The sequence below is a fragment of the Ruegeria sp. ABD4_443 genome, from assembly GCF_056160865.1.
Genome location: NZ_JBSWYA010000004.1, coordinates 1 through 20,226, shown reverse-complemented (window position 1 = coordinate 20,226; position 20,226 = coordinate 1). Strand labels below are relative to the sequence as shown.

General features: G+C 62.0%; 19 protein-coding genes and 1 riboswitch. Of the genes, 3 read left to right on the top strand and 16 right to left on the bottom strand.

Annotated features, from left to right (window positions below):
- Positions 1–7: 7 nt before the first annotated feature.
- The 5 genes from ACXAG8_RS09075 to ACXAG8_RS09055 form a co-directional block, all read right to left on the bottom strand.
- Positions 8–1,807, bottom strand: a complete 1,800-nt coding sequence (locus tag ACXAG8_RS09075; RefSeq protein ID WP_475224130.1) for an NAD(P)/FAD-dependent oxidoreductase — start codon at positions 1,805–1,807, stop codon at positions 8–10.
- Between the two features lie 141 nt (positions 1,808–1,948).
- Positions 1,949–3,670, bottom strand: a complete 1,722-nt coding sequence (locus ACXAG8_RS09070; RefSeq protein ID WP_475223546.1) for a sigma-54-dependent Fis family transcriptional regulator — start codon at positions 3,668–3,670, stop codon at positions 1,949–1,951.
- Between the two features lie 117 nt (positions 3,671–3,787).
- Positions 3,788–4,186 (bottom strand): 8-oxo-dGTP diphosphatase MutT, encoded by a 399-nt coding sequence (gene mutT / locus ACXAG8_RS09065; RefSeq protein WP_475223545.1) that lies wholly within the window; start codon positions 4,184–4,186, stop codon positions 3,788–3,790.
- Entirely contained in the window at positions 4,183–5,409 is a 1,227-nt protein-coding gene (gene argJ, locus ACXAG8_RS09060; protein ID WP_475223544.1) for a bifunctional glutamate N-acetyltransferase/amino-acid acetyltransferase ArgJ, read from the bottom strand. The genes mutT and argJ overlap by 4 nt, the downstream gene beginning before the upstream one ends.
- Before the next feature lie 5 nt (positions 5,410–5,414).
- Positions 5,415–6,263, bottom strand: a complete 849-nt coding sequence (locus ACXAG8_RS09055; protein ID WP_475223543.1) for a peptidylprolyl isomerase — start codon at positions 6,261–6,263, stop codon at positions 5,415–5,417.
- 176 nt (positions 6,264–6,439) lie between these two features.
- Here ACXAG8_RS09055 and secA point away from each other — a divergent pair, with 176 nt between their 5' ends.
- From secA to ACXAG8_RS09040, 3 genes are all read left to right on the top strand, one after another.
- Entirely contained in the window at positions 6,440–9,145 is a 2,706-nt protein-coding gene (gene secA / locus ACXAG8_RS09050) for a preprotein translocase subunit SecA (protein ID WP_475223542.1), read from the top strand.
- Between the two features lie 110 nt (positions 9,146–9,255).
- The gene (locus ACXAG8_RS09045; protein ID WP_475224128.1) at positions 9,256–10,179 is read left to right on the top strand and encodes a hypothetical protein; all 924 of its coding nucleotides are present in this window, start codon (positions 9,256–9,258) and stop codon (positions 10,177–10,179) included.
- Positions 10,180–10,204: 25 nt separating this feature from the next.
- Complete coding sequence (locus ACXAG8_RS09040) at positions 10,205–11,761, top strand: phosphate ABC transporter substrate-binding/OmpA family protein (protein ID WP_475223541.1); 1,557 nt, start codon at positions 10,205–10,207, stop codon at positions 11,759–11,761.
- A gap of 3 nt (positions 11,762–11,764) precedes the next feature.
- On the opposite strand, the gene radC is transcribed toward ACXAG8_RS09040, so the two are convergent.
- From radC to thiD, 11 genes are read right to left on the bottom strand one after another with little or no spacing between them, the layout of a single operon-like run.
- The gene (gene radC / locus ACXAG8_RS09035) at positions 11,765–12,520 is read right to left on the bottom strand and encodes a RadC family protein (RefSeq protein ID WP_475223540.1); all 756 of its coding nucleotides are present in this window, start codon (positions 12,518–12,520) and stop codon (positions 11,765–11,767) included.
- A gap of 35 nt (positions 12,521–12,555) precedes the next feature.
- Positions 12,556–13,290 carry an ABC transporter permease gene (locus tag ACXAG8_RS09030; RefSeq protein ID WP_475223539.1) on the bottom strand — a complete coding sequence of 245 codons (735 nt, stop codon included), beginning with the start codon at positions 13,288–13,290 and terminating at the stop codon, positions 12,556–12,558.
- On the bottom strand, positions 13,287–14,015 hold the full coding sequence (locus tag ACXAG8_RS09025; protein ID WP_475223538.1) for an ABC transporter ATP-binding protein: 729 nt from the start codon (positions 14,013–14,015) through the stop codon (positions 13,287–13,289). Before ACXAG8_RS09025 ends, ACXAG8_RS09030 begins: the two co-directional genes overlap by 4 nt.
- Positions 14,012–14,686: a thiaminase II gene (tenA, locus tag ACXAG8_RS09020; protein WP_475223537.1), complete on the bottom strand. Its 675-nt coding sequence runs from the start codon at positions 14,684–14,686 to the stop codon at positions 14,012–14,014. The genes ACXAG8_RS09025 and tenA overlap by 4 nt, the downstream gene beginning before the upstream one ends.
- The gene (locus tag ACXAG8_RS09015) at positions 14,683–15,618 is read right to left on the bottom strand and encodes an ABC transporter substrate-binding protein (RefSeq protein ID WP_475223536.1); all 936 of its coding nucleotides are present in this window, start codon (positions 15,616–15,618) and stop codon (positions 14,683–14,685) included. Before ACXAG8_RS09015 ends, tenA begins: the two co-directional genes overlap by 4 nt.
- A 19-nt stretch (positions 15,619–15,637) precedes the next feature.
- Positions 15,638–16,603 (bottom strand): ThiF family adenylyltransferase, encoded by a 966-nt coding sequence (locus ACXAG8_RS09010; RefSeq protein WP_475223535.1) that lies wholly within the window; start codon positions 16,601–16,603, stop codon positions 15,638–15,640.
- Complete coding sequence (locus ACXAG8_RS09005) at positions 16,600–17,196, bottom strand: thiamine phosphate synthase (protein WP_475223534.1); 597 nt, start codon at positions 17,194–17,196, stop codon at positions 16,600–16,602. Before ACXAG8_RS09005 ends, ACXAG8_RS09010 begins: the two co-directional genes overlap by 4 nt.
- Entirely contained in the window at positions 17,193–17,957 is a 765-nt protein-coding gene (locus ACXAG8_RS09000) for a thiazole synthase (RefSeq protein WP_475223533.1), read from the bottom strand. Before ACXAG8_RS09000 ends, ACXAG8_RS09005 begins: the two co-directional genes overlap by 4 nt.
- Before the next feature lie 2 nt (positions 17,958–17,959).
- On the bottom strand, positions 17,960–18,154 hold the full coding sequence (thiS, locus tag ACXAG8_RS08995) for a sulfur carrier protein ThiS (RefSeq protein WP_475223532.1): 195 nt from the start codon (positions 18,152–18,154) through the stop codon (positions 17,960–17,962).
- Positions 18,138–19,115 carry a glycine oxidase ThiO gene (thiO, locus tag ACXAG8_RS08990; RefSeq protein ID WP_475223531.1) on the bottom strand — a complete coding sequence of 326 codons (978 nt, stop codon included), beginning with the start codon at positions 19,113–19,115 and terminating at the stop codon, positions 18,138–18,140. The genes thiS and thiO overlap by 17 nt, the downstream gene beginning before the upstream one ends.
- On the bottom strand, positions 19,112–19,915 hold the full coding sequence (thiD, locus tag ACXAG8_RS08985) for a bifunctional hydroxymethylpyrimidine kinase/phosphomethylpyrimidine kinase (protein WP_475223530.1): 804 nt from the start codon (positions 19,913–19,915) through the stop codon (positions 19,112–19,114). The genes thiO and thiD overlap by 4 nt, the downstream gene beginning before the upstream one ends.
- A 47-nt stretch (positions 19,916–19,962) precedes the next feature.
- Positions 19,963–20,069: riboswitch (TPP riboswitch) on the bottom strand.
- Between the last annotated feature and the right edge of the window lie 157 nt (positions 20,070–20,226).

Genomic DNA, 20,226 nt, shown 5'->3' with positions numbered 1-20,226 from the left:
TTTGCCGTCACGCCAGGTGATGCACGTCCTGCAAGCCGTAGACCGGCGTATCCAGCCCCTCCAGGCGCGCTTTCAGTTGCAGCGCAAGGTACAGCGAATAGTGCCGCGACTGGTGCAGGTTGCCGCCGTGGAACCACAGGTTTTCCTGCTGGGTCGGTTTCCACATGTTGCGCTGTTCGCCCTCCCACGGTCCGGGGTCCTTGGTGGTGTCCGAGCCAAGGCCCCACACCTTGCCCACCTTGTCCGCAACCTCTTGGCTGATGAGGTCGGCGGCCCAACCATTCATCGAGCCAAAGCCCGTGGCCATCACCACAAGATCAGCCTCAAGCCGCGTGCCATCGGCCAGAACGACGGCGTCTTCGTCAAAGTGATCGACCTGTCCCTGAACCAGACCGACCTCGCCGTCAATGATCAACTGGCTGGCGCCTACGTCGATGTAATATCCCGACCCGCGGCGCAGGTATTTCATGAACAGGCCCGACCCGTCATCACCCCAGTCCAGCTTGAACCCGGCCTTCTCAAGCCCGTCATAGAACGCGGCATCCCGCTCGCGCATCTGGTCATAAAGCGGTATCTGGAACTCATGCATGATCCGATAGGGCAAAGAGGCAAAGATCATGTCGGCCTTTTCCGTCGTCACCCCGTTGGCCACGGCATCTTCGGAATACAGCGCGCCCAGCCCGATATCCATCAGCGTATCCGACCGGACGATATGGGTCGAAGACCGCTGTACCATCGTCACGTCGGCATCGGCTTCCCACAAGGCAGCACAGATGTCATGGGCCGAGTTGTTGGACCCCACGACAACGACCTTTTTGCCCGTCCAGGCATCAGGCCCCTGGTGCTGGGACGAATGCTGGATGGAGCCCTTGAACCTGTCCATACCCGGAAACTCGGGCATGTTCATCTTGCCTGACATGCCCGTCGCAAGAACCAGCTGCGTGGGATTGAGCGTGACCTTCTCGCCGTCGCGGTTGACCTCTACGGTCCAGTGACCCGCATCCGCGTCAAAGGCGGCCTTGGTCACCTCGGACCGGGTCCAATAGTTGATCTCCATCACCTTGGTGTACATCTCAAGCCAGTCACCGACCTTGTCCTTGGGCGTAAACACCGGCCAATTGTCGGGGAACTTGATATATGGCAGGTGGTCGTACCAGATCGGATCATGCAGGCACAGAGACTTGTACCGGCTGCGCCACTGGTCTCCGGGTTTGTTGTGCTTGTCCAGAACGATGGTCGGAACACCAAGCTGGCGCAGCCGCGCGCCCAGCGCGATACCGCCCTGACCACCGCCGATAATCACCGTATAAGGCTGGGTATCATATCCAAGCGAGGCTTCTTCCGCATCGCGGCGCTCTTTCCAGGTCGACCGGTTCTTGCGGCTGCCGTGTTCCGCCCCCATCGGGCGCCGCTTGCCGCGCGATTCCTCAAAACCCTTCAGCTCTTGCAGGGCAGTCAGCAAGGTCCAGATCTGGCCGTCCCTGATCCTGATCAGCCCCCATCCGCGGCCAACTTTGGTTTCAAAGGTGATCCAGGCGGTCGTGATACCACCCTCTTCGGTCGGCATCTCTCCGTCCTGCAGGGCGAATTGTCCGGGGCGGGTCTTGTCCAGCTGCCGGGACAGCATGTCGGCCACGCCTTGCGGGCCTTCGACGGTTTTCAGGTTCCAGGAAACAGACACCAGGTCGCGCCAGTAGCAATCGGTCGCAAACAGCGCCTTGGCGGCTTCAATGTCAGTGTTCTCCAGTGCCGCGTTCAACGTGTCCAGCACGTCCTGCGTGCGATTCACAACGGTTGCGTCAAGCATCGCGTCTCCTCCTCTGAGCGTGTCTTGCACAAACGAGTATTCCAGCGCGGATTGCGCTTCAGCTATTGGCATTTGCCGCGTTTGTCGAAAAAAGGGCGTGCTGCACTGCCGCATGTTGCATACGCAACGCCGCGCAACATGTCAGGCCGGGGGGTGCAACCCGGATTTGCGCATCCGACGCAGGATCGTGGACCGGTTGACACCAAGACGCCGCGCCGCGCGCGACATGTTCCAGTCGCACGCCTCCAGTATCTGTTCCAGCGACTCTTCCGGCCCTGCCGCCGCCTCGACCGGAGAAGGCAAGTCCGGCACATCAATCACCGTCCCGCCGCACAGCGCAATGGCAATGTCCAACGCCTGTTCAAGTTCGCGGAAATTGCCCGGCCAGGACCGCCCCAGCAGATCGACGCGCGCCGCTGGCGACAGCCTTATGTCGTCGGTTGCCCGGCGACGCAGCAACCGGTCGATCAGCCAACCCAGATCCTGCCTTTGACGCAGCGGCGGCAAGGCCAGAATTCCCCCGGCCAACCGATGAAACAGCGGCCGCGACAAGGCAAGCTCGGCAGGGTCCTGGCAGGTCGTGGATACCGGTCTAAGGTCCGTTTTCTGATCAAGTATCGCGGTCAGGGCATTCGCGGTCTTTTCGGACAGCTCCTCAAGACGACGCAGCACAAGCGTCGTGGGCCCCGTCGCAGTGTCACAGATCGCCTGCAAAGCCTCTGGCGTCGCGCCGCCGCAGTCGATGGTCAGGAAACCGTCCGTTTTTCCGGCCATGTGGATGGCGCGCGCCAGCCGTCCCTTGCCTGCGCCGGTCTCTCCGGTAATCAGCAGCGGCACGGCGGTTCCGGCAAGCTTTTCCGCCTGTGTCAAAAGCCGTTCCATATGGGCGTCGTTACCGGCCAAACCGGCCAGAACACCGCTGCGCTGGCGGCCACCGCCCGGCCGCCGTGGCACCTGCGGGGAAATGGCGTGGCCAAATAATGCCCCGCCATCGCGCATTTCGACAATCCGCTCTTCGGTGGGCCGGTCGCGCATCAGGTCCGGCAGATCGTCCACCGTCAGCCCCAGAACCTCGTCGATGCGCTGGCCAAGAATAGGCGCACCGTCGGGAAACAGTTTACGAACCCCGCGCGTATACCCGATGACCTTGCCGGTGCCATCCAGCCGCACCGCAACCTCGGGGTCGACATCCAGGAATTCGGGGCTGGACGACAGGCGCAACACCCAGTCGCGGCGGCTTTCGGCCATCAGGTTGGCCATCTCGACGCGCCGGGCGGCGGTGGTCACAAGAGACATGGCAAGGTTCTGGCTGCTTTTGGCGGTTGGGGACCGCAAAAGCGAAATATCCAGAACCGCCGTCAGTTTTCCAAGGCTGTCAAAGATGGGCGCGGCCGTACATGACAGCGCCGTATGAGCGTTGCCGAAATGATCGTCCTGGTGGATGGTCACGGGTTCCCTGGTCACGATACAGGCCCCGACGCCGCAGGTACCGGCCAGGTCCTCCGACCAGTTCGAGCCCAGGTAAAGCCCCGCGCCCTGAAGCTCATCTAGAAACAGGTCATCGCCGAAAAAGTCGACGCAGACGCCCTGTTCATCGGTCAGAAGCAGGACGTAATTCTGCCCCGCAACCTGGCGAAACAGGCTTTGCAGGCCCGATCGCGCCGCAGAGATCATCCACTCTGCCTGCTGCCGGTGGTCGCGCAGCTCGCTTTCGGTCACGATATGGGCCGGATCGTTGCGCAGAGGGTCCATGCCGTACAGTTCGACACAGCGCCGCCACGACGCCGAAACCTGGCTGTCGCGCCCGGTCTGGGTGCCCTCCAGCACCCGCTCAATCTCCTCGACGTGCCGCCGTTCGGTCAAGGCGTCGATCCTCCCGCCGGGCACGGTAACACAATTGCCCAGATTTTGAGAGGCGTACTTTTGGCCTGGTCCCCCTGCTATGGGGAACCGCGCGCCCTCAGATCGGCGCGCCCGGCCTTACAGCCAATCCCGCAGAATCGGAATCAGCGGCACATCCGCGGCTGGCATCGGATAATTGCGCAGATCGTTTGCGCGGACCCATTTCAGGGCCTGACCTTCGCGGGCCTGAGGAATGCCGTCCCATTTACGGCAGGCAAACAGCGGCATCAGCAGGTGGAAATCATCATAGCTGTGGCTGGCAAAGGTCAGCGGGGCCAGGCAGGACGCCCAGGTGTCGATGCCAAGCTCTTCGTGCAATTCACGGATCAATGCGGCCTCGGGGGTTTCACCCGGTTCGATCTTGCCGCCGGGAAACTCCCACAGACCAGCCATGGATTTGCCCTCGGGGCGTTGCGCCAGCAGGACGCGGCCCTCGATGTCGATCAGGGCTACGGCAGAGACAAGGATTGTTTTCACGACCGGTAATCCGCGTTGATCTCGATATATCCGTGGGTCAGATCGCAGGTCCAGACAGTGGAACGCCCGGAACCAAGCCCAAGATCGACCCTGATCACAAGGTCTTGGCCTTTCATATAGGCGGCCGTGTCTTCCTCGCGATAATCGGGGCTGACCCAGCCTTTTTCCGCAACCAGAATATCACCAAAGGAAATACTCAGAAGGTCGCGGTCAGCGGCGGCACCGGATTTGCCGATTGCCATGACCACGCGGCCCCAGTTGGGGTCTTCGCCCGCGATCGCGGTCTTGACCAGCGGTGAATTGGCGATGGCCAGACCATGGACCTTGGCATCGGCGTCTGACGCGGCCCCGGTCACGCGTATCTCGACAAATTTGGTGGCCCCTTCGCCATCACGGACCACTTGATGCGCCAGATCCAGCATGACGGTTTCCAACGCCTCGGCAAAGGCCGCGTTGCCGGTTGCATCAACCCCCGACGCCCCGGTTGCGCACAAAAGCAGCGTATCCGAAGTCGAGGTATCGCTGTCCACTGTGATGCAGTTGAACGTCCGGTCCGTCTGCGCACCCAGCAGCGCCTGCAGCGCAGTTTGGTCCACCTGCGCGTCGGTGAAGATATAGACCAGCATCGTCGCCATATCGGGCGCAATCATGCCGGATCCCTTTGCAATCCCCGCAATAGAGACTGTTTTTCCCGCGATCTCGACCTGCGCCGATGCGCCCTTGGGGAACGTGTCCGTGGTCATGATGGCGCGCGCCGCGTCTTCGATCGCGTGACGGCTGAGACCGGATTTCAGGTCTTCCAGCCTGGCTATGATGCGGTCATGGGACAGCGGCTCGCCGATCACACCCGTGGACGAGGTAAAGACCCGTTCGACCGGCACGCCGGCGGCCTTGGACACGGCTTGCGTCACCTCGGCCACCGAGGTCTGGCCATGGTGACCGGTAAAGGCATTGGCATTGCCCGAATTCACAAGGATCGCCGCCGGGCCATCATTGGGCCCGCCGATCTTTTCCTGACAATCCAGAACCGGCGCGGCGCGGGTGGCCGAGCGGGTGAAAACACCCGCCACGGCGGTGCCGGGGTCCAGCACGGCCAGCATGACATCGGTGCGACCCTGATAACGGACCCCCGCCTCGACAGTGGAAAAACGGACCCCGTCAATTGCAGGCAGTTCGGGAAAGGCCGCTGGTGCCAGCGGCGATACCTTCGTGATCGTCGCCACCGCGATTACTCCTGAATAAGGTCCAACTGGCGCACCACTTCGGGGCCGAACCCCTCGGGTGCCGGGCGCTCGACCTGGCCTTGTTCGGCAAGCTCGTCAATGCGGGCCTGGACGGCGCTTTGGCGGACGCTCTGGGCCAGTTGCTCGCGAATGTCTTCAAAGGCCGGGGCCTGTGTTTTGCGGGTGTCATTCAGGGTAACGACATGCCAGCCAAACTGGGTTTGAACGGGCTCGGATACCTCGCCGACATCCAGCGACACGACGGCGGCTTCGAATTCGGGCACCATCCGGCCTGCGCCAAACCATCCCAGCGCACCGCCATTCGGGCCCGACGGGCCGGTGGATTTTTCGCGGGCCAGCTCGGCGAAATCCGCGCCATCATCCAGCAGGGCCTTGATCGCCTTGGCCTCATCCTCGCTTTCTACAAGGATATGGCTGGCGTCATATTCGGGCGCCCCTTCGAATTCGGCAAACTCGGAGTCATATGCGGCCCTGATCGCCGCGTCCGTCACATCGGCCGCCGTAATCTCGCTGACCGTCTGAACCGCGCGCAACGAGCGTGTCTCATTGTCCAGCATCAGCGTGTGCAGATCGCTCAGCTCTTGTTGCTGCTGGCTCAGCAATTGCTGCTGGATAAGCTGTTCCAGAACGAATTCGTACAGAACCTCGTCTTCCAGGTTCAGGTAATCCTGCGGCAGGTTGGCAGACGCCGCCAGAACGTGACCCAATGTGATCTCATCCCCGTTGACCCGCGCGACAACCGTGCCCGCGTCGGGCTTGGTTTCGGCAGCAAGGGGCAGCGCCATCACGGCAGCCAGAGCCAGCGATGGCAGAAAAGTGAGGCCTTTGGGCATGGAATCATCCTATTTCTTTGCCGCGACAGGGCGCGGCGTTGACACTTCAGAACCTGCCGCTTACATCGCCTTGAAGCCTTGGACAGGGCCGCCTTTCTCCCCCCGTATCTATGGGTTGCGCGCAAGGTGGGCAAGCCTGTCGCAACCAAGACAAGAACAGATCCGCTGGAGTGAACATGCTGGGACTCGGAACGCTCGCCAAAAAGGTGTTCGGAACACCGAACGACCGCAAGATCAAGGCGACCCGCCCGCTGGTCGAAAAGATCAATGCGCTGGAGCCAGAGTTCGAAAAGCTGTCGGATGAAGGTCTGATCGAAAAGACCGCCGAGCTGCGCAAACGCGCGCTGGATGGCGAAAGCCTGGACAACCTGCTGCCCGAGGCCTTTGCCAATGTCCGCGAAGGCGCCAAGCGCGCGCTGGGCCTGCGGGGCTTTGACGTGCAGCTGATGGGCGGCATCTTCCTGCACCAGGGCAATATCTCGGAAATGAAAACGGGTGAAGGCAAGACGCTGGTTGCGACTTTCCCGGCCTACCTGAACGCGCTGACCGGCAAGGGCGTACACGTGGTCACGGTGAACGAATACCTGGCCAAGCGCGATGCCGAATGGATGGGCAAGGTGTTCGGCGCATTGGGCATGACCACCGGCGTCATCTGGTCGGGCCAGCCCGATGCCGAGAAAAAGGCCGCCTATGCCTGTGACGTGACCTATGCCACCAATAACGAACTGGGCTTTGACTATCTGCGGGACAACATGAAGTCGGACCTGAACGAGGTCTATCAGAAATACCACAATTTCGCGATTGTCGACGAGGTGGATTCGATCCTGATCGACGAGGCGCGGACGCCGCTGATCATTTCCGGCCCGTCGCAGGACCGGTCGGATCTGTATACCGCGATTGACGCGCTGATCCCGTCGCTGCAGGACGATCACTATGCGGTGGACGAAAAGGCGCGCAGCGTGACGTTTACCGATGAGGGCAATGAATTCCTTGAACAGATGCTGCTCGAGGCCGGGCTGATCCCCGAAGGGCATTCGCTTTACGATCCCGAAAGCACCACCGTGGTACACCATGTCAACCAGGGTCTGCGCGCGCACAAGCTGTTCCAGCGCGACAAGGATTACATCGTGCGCGACGGCAATGTCGTGCTGATCGACGAATTTACCGGCCGCATGATGCCCGGACGCCGCCTGTCCGAAGGTCTGCACCAGGCCATCGAGGCCAAGGAAGACGTGGCCATTCAGCCCGAAAACGTCACCCTGGCCAGCGTGACCTTCCAGAACTATTTCCGCCTGTATGACAAGCTGGGCGGCATGACCGGCACCGCACTGACCGAGGCCGAGGAATTTGCCGAAATCTACGGCCTGGGCGTGGTCGAGGTTCCGACCAACCGGCCCATTGCCCGCGTTGACGAAGACGATCAGGTCTATCGGACCGCCGCCGAGAAATATGGCGCCATGATCAAGGAAACCAAAGAGGCCAGCGCCAAGGGCCAGCCTGTCCTTGTCGGCACCACCTCGATCGAGAAGTCCGAAGTCCTGAGCCAGCTTTTGACCAAGGAAGGTGTGCAGCACAACGTGCTGAACGCCCGTCAGCATGAACAAGAAGCCCAGATCGTCGCCGAAGCCGGGCGTCTGGGGGCCGTGACGATCGCAACCAACATGGCCGGGCGCGGTACGGATATCCAGCTGGGCGGCAATGTCGAAATGAAAGTGCTGCAGGCCCTGGCAGAGAACCCCGATGCCGACCCCGCCGAACTGCGCGCCACCGAAACGGAACGCCACGCCGAAGAAAAGCAAAAAGTGCTTGAGGCCGGCGGGCTCTATGTCATGGCCTCGGAGCGGCACGAAAGCCGCCGCATCGACAACCAGCTGCGCGGCCGCTCGGGCCGTCAAGGCGACCCGGGCCGGACGGTGTTCTACCTCAGCCTCGAAGACGACCTGATGCGCATCTTCGGATCAGAGCGGCTGGACAAGGTTCTGACCACCCTGGGCATGAAAGAGGGCGAAGCCATCGTGCACCCTTGGGTGAACAAGTCGCTGGAACGCGCGCAGGCAAAGGTCGAAGGCCGCAACTTTGACATGCGCAAGAACGTTCTGAAATTCGACGACGTGATGAACGACCAGCGTAAGGTTGTCTTTGAACAGCGCCGCGAGATCATGTCGGCGGATGACCTGTCGGACATCGCATCCGATATGCGCGAACAGGTCATCGACGACCTGATCGACGCATTCATGCCGCCCAAAACCTATGCCGACCAGTGGGATACCGAGGGTCTGCACGCGGCGGTCAGGGAAAAGCTGAATATCGACGTCCCGGTTCAGGACTGGGCCGCCGAAGAAGGTGTGGATGACGACGAGGTGCGCAGCCGCCTGATCAAGGCCGCAGACGAGATGATGGCCCAGAAAGCCGCGGCCTTCGGCCCCGAGAACATGCGCAACATCGAAAAGCAGGTTCTGCTGAACACGATCGACGGCAAATGGCGCGAGCATCTGTTGACGCTGGAACATCTGCGTTCGGTCGTGGGGTTCCGCGGCTATGCGCAGCGCGACCCGCTGAATGAATATAAAAACGAAAGCTTCCAGCTGTTCGAAACCATGCTGGATTCCCTGCGCGAAACCGTGACCCAGCAACTGGCGCGCGTGCGCCCGCTGACCGAGGAAGAACAGCGCGAAATGCTGGCGCAGATGCAGGCCCAGCAAGCCCAGGTTCAAAAGGCCGCGGACAAGGCCGAAGCCATCGCCGAGGCCGAGGCCTCGGGCGATCCGCGCCCCGGATTTGTCGAAGACGACCCCTCGACCTGGGGCAACCCGTCCCGCAATGACAAATGTCCCTGCGGCTCGGGCAAGAAGTTCAAACACTGCCATGGCCGACTGACCTAGGGTCAATCCTAATTCGGACATAATGACTCCGTCGCGCGGCCACATATATGCCGCGATTGTTAACGAGAGTGCGACTCGCTCCTTCAACTGGGGAGGGTGTCTTGTTTGTTGTGAGAAACTACGTGACCATGGGTGGCACAGTCTTTTGTGCCCTTGCCATCGGTTACCTGATGCAAAACGGTTCGGCCGCCCAGCCGGACACCGGTGAAACCCGTCATGCCATGGCTGCCACCAGTGGCGAGGGCGCGGTTATCGCTGGCCTTCAGGGTATCGTGCTGACGTCCTCTTCCCCGTCGCGGGACAGCGGCGATGGCGCGGCCTTGCCGACACGGCGCAGCGTGCGTCCCGAACAATCGCTGGCCAAGCCACAGGTGAATTGCGCCATCAGCGCGCGCGCTTTTGCGGCGCCGAATGCCTCGGCTCGGCTGACGGTCAAGGCCCCGTGCAATAGCGACCAGGCGGTCGAACTGCACCACAGCGGCATGACCTTTACCGGCATGACCGATGCGCGCGGCAATCTGGATGTCACCATTCCCGCCCTGTCGGAATATGCCATCTTTCTTGTTTCATTCGACGACAAGGTCGGAACCGCGGCCACGACGCATATCCCCGACATCGCCGAGTTTGAACGTATCGCCCTGCAATGGCACGGCGATACGGACCTGCAACTGCATGCGCTAGAATTTGGCGCAGGCTATGGTCAGGCCGGTCATGTCTGGGCCAATTCCGATACCGACAGCAGCGGGCAGGTTGTCCATCTTGGTCTGGCCGGTGCGGTGCAGGCCAAGAATGTGGAACTCTATTCCTTTCCCGCAGGCAGCGCAGATCGGTCCGGGACAGTCGCCCTGACCGTCGAGGCCGAGATCACCGAGGCCAATTGCGGTCGCGATCTGAGCGTTCAGTCGCTGGAATTGCGGTCCGACCGGCGACTGCGGTCGCGCGACCTGACGCTGACCCTGCCGGACTGCGGATCAGGGAATGACTTTCTGGTGTTGAATAATCTGTTCCAAGACCTGACAATCGCCGCAAAGTAACCCGCAGGCAGGCGAACGGTCCCAAATGAGAATTCTATACGCGGCATCCATGGCGGTGTCGTTCCTGGCAGGTATTTCCCCCGCCGACGCGCAGGATATCGCGCTGACCTCGCATGACGGCAAGGTCGAAGTGACTGGCACCTTGCTGGGGTATGACGGCGAATTTTACCGCGTCGATACCCAGTTCGGAGAGCTGACCGTGGACGGATCGGGCGTCACGTGCGACGGACCCGCCTGCCCCAGCCTCACCGATTTCGTTGCCGAGATTCGGTTCTCCGGCGCATCCGTCATGGCCGAGGCACTTTTGCCCGCCCTGATCGACGGGTTTGCCCACCACGAAGACCTGACGGCAAGCCGCTCTGATCTTGGGGACGGGCAGTTTGCCTATGCCCTGCACCAATCGGGCCGACAGGCACCGCTGGGGCGGCTGATCTTTCGCACCGCAGATACCCAACAGGGCTTTGCCGATCTGATGGTCGACGAAACCGACATCGTGCTGGCGCTGCGCGAAGTCCGTCCGGCCGAGATTGCAGCCGCGCGCGAGGCCGGGTTGGGCGATCTGACCCGCGTTCGGCGGTCGCGGGTTCTGGCGCTGGACGCGATGGTCCCGATCGTGGCACCGGACAATCCGGTCCGGCAGATCTCGGTGCAGGACCTGGCGCGCGTTCTGACCGGCGAAACGGGCAACTGGTCCGATCTGGGCGGGCCGGATGCGCCAATCGCCCTCTATCTGCCGGATGCCGGGTCCGGCCTGGCGCAGATTGTCGAAGATCAGTTGCTTGTGCCCCCGAATGCGCCGCTGGACCACGCCTATGCGCGTCACAAACGCAACAGCGACCTGGTGCGCGCCGTGTCCGCGGACCCGTTTGCGCTTGGGATCGCAAGCCATGCAGGTATCGGTGCCGCGCGCGCGTTGCCGCTGTCGGGCGGATGCGGTCATGCCCTGACGGCAACACGTCAGTCGATCAAGACCGAAGACTATCCGCTGACGGCACCCATGTTCCTGTATCTGCCGGACCGGCGTCTGCCCAAGATTGCGCGCCAATTCCTGGCCTATACCCAAAGCCACGAGGCCCAGGACGTGATCCGGGCGGCGGGCTTTGTCGATCAGGCACCCGAGACCATTCGCATCGGGTTACAGGGCGACCGTCTGGCAAATGCCATAACAACCGGCGCCTCTGAGGTCGGTATCGACGAGGTGCAACGCATGATCGACACCCTGCGACCGATGTCGCGGCTGTCACTGTCGTTTCGGTTCGAACCAGGTTCTTCACGCCCCGACGCCCAATCCCGGTCAAATATCCAGATCCTGGCACAGGCGCTGGAATCGGGTGCCTTGGACGCGCACCGGCTGACCTTTGCGGGCTTTAGCGACGGGGATGGCAACGCCGCCGGCAATGCGCAAATTGCATTGCGCCGGGCCAAGACCGTCCGAAACGAGGTTCTGGCCGCGGTAGAAACAGCGATACCCGACAGTGTCGAAGTCACGGTCGAAGGCTTTGGCGAGGCCATGCCCATGGCCTGCGACGACAGCGATTGGGGCCGCAAGACGAACCGCCGGGTCGAAGTCTGGGTGCAATGACCCTTACAGATAACCCTGCGCGCGAAAGCTGAGCTCGGCCGATTTGCCGATGATCAGGTGATCATGCAGCACCAGCCCCAGCGCGACGCAGGCATCCTGAATCCGGCCCGTCATGTCGATATCCGATTGCGACGGGGTCGGGTCGCCCGAAGGGTGGTTATGCACCAGGATCAGTGCCGATGCGTTCAGCTCCAGCGCCCGTTTGGCGACTTCACGCGGGTAGACCGGAACATGATCAACGGTGCCTTTCGCCTGTTCCTCATCCGCGATCAGAACATTCTTGCGGTCCAGATAGAACACCCGGAACTGTTCGGTTTCGCGGTGGGCCATCGTTGTATGACAGTAATCCACCAACGCGTCCCAGCCCGAGATCACGTGCCGCTGCATCACCCGCGCGCGGGCCATGCGATGGGCACAGGCTTCGATGATCTTCAGGTCGGTAATCACCGTATCGCGCACGCCCTTGATCTGACGCAGCCGTTCCTCGGGCGCGGTCAGGACGCGGTTGAAGTCACCAAACGCGTCCATCAGCGCCCGCGCCAGCGGTTTCACATCCTGCCGCGGGATCGAGCGGAACAGGGCCAGTTCCAACAGCTCATAATCCGGCATCGCGGCCGACCCGCCGGACATGAACCGTTCGCGCAGCCGCTTGCGATGGTCTTTGATGTAGGAGGGTAACCGACCAGAGGGCAGCGGCTGCGCTGGCGCTTCATCCGTGTCAAACAGCATGGGTGCTTCGGAAAAGGCGTCCTGTGTCATGCGCTTACCTTGGCGCAGAATCGGTTGCTGAAAGGTTAACGAACCTCACCCGCCATGCGAGCCGTGGCGCGGCGCACGATCAGGTGCAAGAGGATCGAAAACACCCCCAGCGTCAGCATCGCGGCAAACATCAGATCGGTCTTGGCACGGCCATTGGCCAGCAGCATCAGGTAACCCAACCCCTGCGACGAGCCCACCCATTCGCCGATCACCGCCCCGATGGGTGCGTAAACCGCGGCCAGCCGCATCCCCGAGGCCAGCGACGGCAGGGCGGCAGGAATGCGAATGTGCCACAACACGCTGCGCTTGCTGGCTTGCATGGTCCGCGCAAGGTCCAGATAGCCCGCAGGCGTGCGCATCAGCCCGTCGAAAAAGGACGAAGTGATCGGGAAATAGATGATCAGAACCGCCATCGCCACCTTGGACCAAAGCCCATAGCCCAGCCACAGGGTCAAAAGCGGTGCCAGGGCAAAAACCGGCAGCGCCTGCGTAAAGACAAGCATCGGCTGCACCAGCACCCGTGCTGCGCGGGAACTGGCCAGTTGCAGCGCGGTCACCACGCCCAGCACGGTACCGCAGAACAGGCCGATCACCACTTCGACGGCAGTGACCCAGGTATGTTCGGCGATCAGCCAACGGTTCTGCCACCAGGTCTCGGCCACCAGGGCAGGCCCCGGCAGGATGAACTTCGGCAGACCTGTCACGGTCACGATGCCCTGCCAGATGGCAAGGGCAAACAGGGTGGCGGCAAGGGCTGAAAGATATTTCATGCCGCATCCTCGCGCAGCAAGCGCAACAGGGCGCCCTGGGTTTCCAGCGTTTCCAGGTCGTCGACCTTGCGCGGTGCCGGGGCATGGGGCGGCGGACAAGATGTCAGCCCGGCTTGGGTCATCACGACGATGGACTGGCCCAACCGCGCGGCCTCGCCCGGATCATGCGTCACCAGCAATACGGTACGGCCCTGCAACGCTTCGGCTGCCAGATCCTGCATATCGGCGCGGGTACGGGCGTCCAGCGCCGAAAAAGGTTCATCCAGCAGCACGATGGGCCGATCCTCCATCAGCGTGCGGGCCAGCGCCACGCGCTGTCGCTGACCGCCCGACAGCTCGGACGGTTTTTTGGTCATGTGATCTTGCAGACGCATGCGCCGGATCAGGCGTTCGCGGCGGTCCTGATCGACGGTCTCGCCGCGCAACCGCGCGCCCAACGAGACATTCTGCGCCACCGTCGCCCAGGGCAGCAACAAGTCATCCTGCGCCATATACGCAACGCGGTCCGCAACCGGCTGCGCGTCACTTGCGGTGATCGACCCGGCGAAATCGGCCCCGGTTTCCAGCCCGGCAATCAGGCGCAGCACGGTTGTCTTTCCAACCCCCGATCCCCCCAGCAGGCAAGTCCATTGCCCCGCCGCAAGCGACAGGGTCAGCGGTGCGAACAAGGGCGCACCGGCAATGCTGGCCGAACCGCTGATGGTCAGATCGGGGGCCGGGGTCATGGGGTCAGGCCCATTTGCCAGAAACTGGCCTCAAGCTCGGTTGCGATGCGAAAGGTGCGGCACAGCCGGTCCCATCGGGGAGAGGCCGCAAAATCCGCGCCAATGCGTCGTGTTAGAGCCTGATCAAGCAGCTTTCCGACCGCGCGACAGGCGCTCTGATACTCTTCGCCGGCATAGGTGTCGATCCAGTCGCGATAGGTCTCGGATGTGGCTTCCCCAGCCAGGCGTGTCCCGATCTCGCCATACCCCATCACACAGGGGGCAAGCGCGGCCAACAGATCAGCCAGATCGCCGCTGTACCCGGCTTCGATCACGAACCGCGTATAGGCAAGGTTTTCGGCGCGTTCTGCCGTGGCAAACAGCTCTTCGCCCGAGATGCCTTCGGCCTCGCAGATGCCAATGTGCAACTGCATTTCCTCGGTCACCAGCGCGTTTACCGTCGCGACGGCCGCCAGCATTTCCGAATGGGTTTCGGATTTCACCACCGCCAGCGCCCAGGCGCGGGAAAAGTGGACCAGGAATATGTAGTCCTGCCGCAGGTAATGCAGAAACGCCGTGCGCGGCAGGGTGCCGTCCTTCATCCCTTCGACAAAGGCGTGGCGGGTATAATCCCGCCACGGCTCTGCCGCCGCCGCGCGCATCAGCGCAAAGGCCTGGCCATAATCGCTCATTGCGCGGTCACATCGATGGCAATGTCGCTGACCGGGTTGAGGCTGTCGATCATGCCGCTGTCCTTCAGGAACTCTTCGAACCGGGCATACCGGCCCGCGTCAAAGGCGGCAGGGCGCAGCGCGAAACGGGGCAGCGTGTCGACCCAGGCGCGCGCATTCAGCTCGTCCTGCAATTCAGTCGAAGTGGCGGCGAAGACTTCCCAGCTTTTTTCGGGATTGTTGACGATATACTGGGTGGCTTTCTCAGTCGCGGCAAGGAAACGCGCCACCTTGTCGGCATCCATTGTTTCGGGGTTGGCGACATAGATCAGCTCGTCATAGGGGGGCACGCCTTCTTCCTCGATATAAAAGCAACGGCCGGGGACGCCTTCGATATCCATCTGGTTCAACTCGAAGTTACGGAACGCGCCGATCACCGCGTCAACCTGACCGGTCATCAGCGACGGCGACAGCGAGAAGTTGACGTTGATCATCTCGATATCACCCAGCGATACGCCATGGGCATCCAGCATCGCGGTCAGAACCGCCTCTTCAACGCCCGCAACCGAGAAACCGACCTTTTTGCCCTTGAGGTCAGCCAGCGTCTTGATCGGCCCGTCCTGCAACACCAGCAAGCAGTTCAGCGGTGTTGCCACCAGCGTTCCGACCCGCTTCAGGGGCAGGCCCTCGTGGATCTGAAGGTGCAGCTGCGGCTGATACGACACAGCCAGGTCCGCCTGTCCGGCGGCAACCAGGCGCGGCGGAGCGGACGGATCGGCGGGCGGTACGATTTCGACCTCAAGCCCCTGCTCGGCGAAATAGCCGTTTTCCTGCGCCACGATGATGGGGCCGTGGTCGGGGTTGATGAACCAGTCCAGCAGCACCGTCATCTTGTCTTCGGCCCAGGCTGGCGCGGCGGCCAGCAGGGCGATTGCAGCGATCAGTTTCTTCATGTCTCGCGTTTCCTTTTGTTCACGAGGTTGAGGCCGCGACGAGGACAATCTCGCCCGACCAATCCGGTTGAATTTGTTCAGCCGCCCGCCATGCGCGCAGGCCGCTGGCACAGCAAAGTGCCAGCCTTTTACCCTTATTAGGGTCTATTTCGGATATTTTCTCGGGCGTGATCCGCCGCGCATCCGGGTGCGCCGGGACGGGTACTTCGTTCTCGTCCCTCAAGTCGACAATCTGGTCGTCCGCCGTCAGCTGTCTTGTCGAGACAAAGCGGAAACACCGGTTTGGCTCGGGCGCGTCGTCAAATCGAAATCCCGTGCTGCGCAGGGTGCGGCCGTCATACTGGATCATCTGGCCCAAAGGCGACGGTTGCAGCCCCAGGATGAGGTTCATCGCCATCTGCGCCTGCATCGCCCCAACCGCGCCAACGACCGGGCCCAGAACGCCTGCGGTGGCGCAGCTGGCGCCGCTGTCAGGCGCATCCGGAAACAGAGCCCGCAACGATGGGGCACCCCCGCAAAAGCCGCCCACATATCCCGCAAGCCCAAGCACCGAGGCGCTGATCAGGGGCTTGCCCTGCGCCAGACAGGTGTCCGACAGGATATAGCTGGCCGCATAGCTGTCGGCACAATCCAGGATCACATCGACCCCGGCCACCAGTGCGCTGGCGTTTTCGCTTGTTAGAGCCTGTTTTTGGTCGGTTACGTCAATTTCACCATTCAACGCCCGGCAACGCTCGGCTGCGATTTCCGCTTTGGGCCGGTCACAATCGGCCTCGGTAAACAAAGTCTGGCGATGCAGGTTCGACAGGGCAACCGTATCGCCATCGACAATGGTGATCCGCCCCACCCCGGCACCCGCCAACAAGGGCAGCACCGGCGCCGCCAACCCGCCCGCGCCAACCACCAGCACGCGCGCTGCGGCCAGTCGCGCCTGACCTTCGGCCCCAACCTCGGGCAACAGGGTTTGACGGGCGTAACGGCTCATCTCGTGGCCTCGATCCATTGGCGAACGCGCGCCTCGGGGTCGGCGTTCAGGGTAATGTCGGTCACCGCCGAGACGATATCCGCCCCTGCCTCCAACACGCCCGGCGCCCGCTCGACGCTCATCCCGCCGATCCCCACCAGGGGGATGTCACCCACACGGGCTTTCCATTCGGTGACACGCGGCAGGCCCTGCTGTTCCCACTTCATCTTTTTCAGAATTGTCGGATAGACCGGCCCCAGCGCCACGTAATCCGGATCCATCGCCAGCACGCGCTCAAGCTCATCATCGTCATGGGTGGACACGCCCAGTTTCAGCCCAGCCTTGCGGATGGCGGGCAGGTCGGCATCGTCCAGATCTTCTTGTCCCAGGTGAATCCAGTCACAGCCCAGCTCTATCGCCTGCTGCCAATAGTCATTCACCACCAACACAGCGCCATATTCCCGGCAAAGATCACGGGACAGTACGATCTGTTCGCGCACGGCCGGATCGGGCTGATCCTTGATCCGCAACTGAACCAGCTTTACCCCCAGGGGCAACATCCGCCGCACCCAATCCGAATGGTCAAAAATAGGATAGAACCGGTCCAGCTTCATGACAAAAACGCCTTTCCGATCACAGGGGTCGAGGGTTCGGCCATATCGCGCGCCTCGATCGGGTCGGCCTGGTGCGCCATCAGCCCGGCCTCAATCGCGCGCATCATTGCACAGGCCATCTGAACCGGATCACCGGCGCGCGCGACGGCGGTGTTCAACAACACCGCGTCATAGCCCAGCTCCATCGCATGGGCGGCGTGGCTGGGCAGCCCGATACCCGCATCAATGACCAGCGGCACATCGGGAAACTCGGCCCGCATCGCGCGCAGCGCGTATTCATTGTTCAACCCGCGCCCAGAACCAATTGGCGCGCCCCAGGGCATCAAGACCTCGCACCCGGCCTCAAGCAACCGTTCGCCCACGATCAGGTCATCGGTGGTATAGGGGAACACCTGAAAACCGTCCTCGGTCAGGATGCGGGCGGCTTCGACCATTTGGAAGACATCCGGCTGCAGACTGTCGGTATGGCCGATCAGCTCAAGCTTGATCCACCGCGTGTCAAACACCTCGCGCGCCATTTGCGCCGTGGTCACGGCCTCTTTGACGGTATGACACCCGGCGGTGTTGGGCAGAACCTGCACATCCAGATCACGGATCATCTGCCAGAATGTCTGCCCGGCCCCGGATTCGCGGCGCAACGAAACCGTGGCAACCCCGGCACCGCTTTCGCGGAAGGCCTGCTCAAGAATGGCCGGGCTGGGATACTGCGCGGTGCCCAACATCAAAGGGTTGGAAAGCTCGGTGCCATAAAACGTCTTCATCGTCAGCCCCCCTGCATGGGCGAGACAACCTCGACCCGGTCGCCAACAGCCAGTTTGCGGGCGATGCGCAGGCTGGATGGCACGAATTCTTCATTGACTGCCGTGGCAACACGACCCGAAAAGCCACACTCCGTCAGCAGCTCTGAAAGAGTTGCCGCCCGCACCTCGCGCGGCTCGCCGTTAAGCACGATCTTCATCGACCATCTCCGAATGTTTGTTTTCAAGCGCCAGATCGGCCACACCTTGCGCCAAAGCTGGCGCCAGCAGGAATCCGTGGCGGTAAAGGCCGTTGGCAAAGATTGTCCGGCCCAACCGTCGGATGCGGGGCAGGTTGTCGGGAAAGGCGGGCCGCAAATCAACGCCGATTTCCAGAACCTCGGCCTCGCCAAAAGCCGGGTTCAGCGCATAGGCGGCGCTGAGCAATTCCAGCATCGAGCGCGCGGTAATGCGGCTGCTGTCCTCGGATTCAATAGAGGTGGCACCCAACATGTAAACCCCATCCCCGCGCGGCACGATATAAAGCGGCATCCTCGGGTGAAGCAGCCGCACCGGGCGCCGCAAGCCAATATCCGGGCAACGGATCACCAGCATTTCGCCTTTCACGCCCCTCAGGTCGTGCAAATAGTCGCGCGCATGGAACCCGCGGCAGTCAATCACGTGATCCAACCCCGATGGCGCGAGCTTGCGGTGAAATTCCACACCCCGCTCGCGCAATTGGCGGTGAAGGTCAGACAAGGCCGCCCGCGGGCTCAGATGTGCTTCGTCGGGAAAGAACAACCCGGACCGATGGTTGGACAAATCAGGCTCTAATTCGGCGATTTTTGCCTGATCCACCTGCTCGTAACCTTCGGTTCGGCGGGCAAAGCGGCGCAGGTCCGGCAAGTCGCGCCCATTGGCAACAACCAGGGTGCCATTGGTCTGCACACGCGTCCGGTCTGCCCACCATCCGGCCGCCTTTTGACCCAACCGCAAAACCGGTTCCTCGGCATTTTCGTATTCGCACCAGGGGGCCAACATGCCGCCGGCCCACCACGAACAACCATGCGGCCCCGGCGGTCCGCCCGGATCAAACATCTGCACTTGGGCCCCGCGCGCGGTCAGTTCGCTTGCGACGGCAAGACCTGCCACACCCGCACCAATGACAGACCAGACAGTCACCGGCCCCACACCTGATGAAAGTGATGAACGGGGCCATGCCCCTGCCCGACATCCAGTTCATCGGCCTGCGCAATCGCACCCTGCAAATAGGCGTGCGCCTGCGCGACCGCGGCTTCAAGCGCCAATCCCGCGGCCAATCCGGCCGTTATGGCCGAGGACAACGTGCACCCGGTCCCATGGGTGTTCCGCGTCTTGATCCGCGGCGCCCGGTAATCGGCCAGAACACCCGATGGCCCAACCAGAATGTCATGACATGTTTCGCCCTTCGCGTGCCCCCCCTTCATAAGCACGAACCGGGCCCCAAGTTGGCACAGCATACGGCCCTGCACGATCATCTCATCCTTGGACCGTGCCTCGGTTTCACCCAACAGGCGGGCGGCTTCCGGCAGGTTCGGGGTCAAAAGGGTTGCGATGGGCAACAGGTGCGTTCGCAATGTTTGAACAGCATCGCTTGCCAGCAATGCATCACCGGATTTTGCCACCATGACCGGGTCCAATACGACCGGACCATTGAACCCGCCAAGGCCGTCTGCAACCGTGCGGATAATCTCGGGCGTTGCAAGCATCCCGATCTTGATCGCCTGTACATCCAAATCAGCCAAGACCGCGGTGATCTGGGCAGAGATGACGTCGATTGGAATCCCATGCACAGCCGAAACCGCCCGCGTGTTCTGCGCTGTTACGGCTGTAATCACGCTGGCGCCATAAACGCCAAGCGCCGACATGGCTTTGAGATCGGCCTGAATGCCGGCCCCGCCGCCACTGTCAGACCCGGCAATTGTCAGTGCAATCGACACCATTTCGTTGCTCCATCAAAACGGGGGCAACGCGGATGTAGGAAACGTGTGCATTTCATATGACCGTTCCCTACGCCGGTATTGCCCGGATCAGGTTCGATGGGTCGACACACTTGCGCCTCTCAGCCCCTTAGACGGGGCGCCCCAACGGTTGGCGCGGACAATCACAGGCGATCGGAAGAAAATCAAGACCTATCTGCGAGGCTCTGCCTCGCGCTCCGGGATATTTTTGGCCAGATGAAGAACGGATCCCCTGCTTCATCTGGCTCTAAATATCCCGGGGGAGTCGCGGCTTGCCGCGGCGGGGGCAGAGC

Bases quoted from the DNA above. Each gene is read 5' to 3' on its own strand.
- ACXAG8_RS09010 (WP_475223535.1), bottom strand. From the start codon at position 16,603: ATGAGCCGTTACGCCCGTCAAACCCTGTTGCCCGAGGTTGGGGCCGAA.
- thiS (WP_475223532.1), bottom strand. From the start codon at position 18,154: ATGAAGATCGTGCTTAACGGCGAGCCGCGCGAGGTGCGGGCGGCAACT.
- ACXAG8_RS09000 (WP_475223533.1), bottom strand. From the start codon at position 17,957: ATGAAGACGTTTTATGGCACCGAGCTTTCCAACCCTTTGATGTTGGGC.
- ACXAG8_RS09015 (WP_475223536.1), bottom strand. From the start codon at position 15,618: ATGAAGAAACTGATCGCTGCAATCGCCCTGCTGGCCGCCGCGCCAGCC.
- radC (WP_475223540.1), bottom strand. From the start codon at position 12,520: ATGACACAGGACGCCTTTTCCGAAGCACCCATGCTGTTTGACACGGAT.
- ACXAG8_RS09040 (WP_475223541.1), top strand. From the start codon at position 10,205: ATGAGAATTCTATACGCGGCATCCATGGCGGTGTCGTTCCTGGCAGGT.
- ACXAG8_RS09025 (WP_475223538.1), bottom strand. From the start codon at position 14,015: ATGACCCCGGCCCCCGATCTGACCATCAGCGGTTCGGCCAGCATTGCC.
- ACXAG8_RS09055 (WP_475223543.1), bottom strand. From the start codon at position 6,263: ATGCCCAAAGGCCTCACTTTTCTGCCATCGCTGGCTCTGGCTGCCGTG.
- tenA (WP_475223537.1), bottom strand. From the start codon at position 14,686: ATGAGCGATTATGGCCAGGCCTTTGCGCTGATGCGCGCGGCGGCGGCA.
- ACXAG8_RS09075 (WP_475224130.1), bottom strand. From the start codon at position 1,807: ATGCTTGACGCAACCGTTGTGAATCGCACGCAGGACGTGCTGGACACG.
- ACXAG8_RS09030 (WP_475223539.1), bottom strand. From the start codon at position 13,290: ATGAAATATCTTTCAGCCCTTGCCGCCACCCTGTTTGCCCTTGCCATC.
- ACXAG8_RS09005 (WP_475223534.1), bottom strand. From the start codon at position 17,196: ATGAAGCTGGACCGGTTCTATCCTATTTTTGACCATTCGGATTGGGTG.
- thiD (WP_475223530.1), bottom strand. From the start codon at position 19,915: ATGGTGTCGATTGCACTGACAATTGCCGGGTCTGACAGTGGCGGCGGG.
- secA (WP_475223542.1), top strand. From the start codon at position 6,440: ATGCTGGGACTCGGAACGCTCGCCAAAAAGGTGTTCGGAACACCGAAC.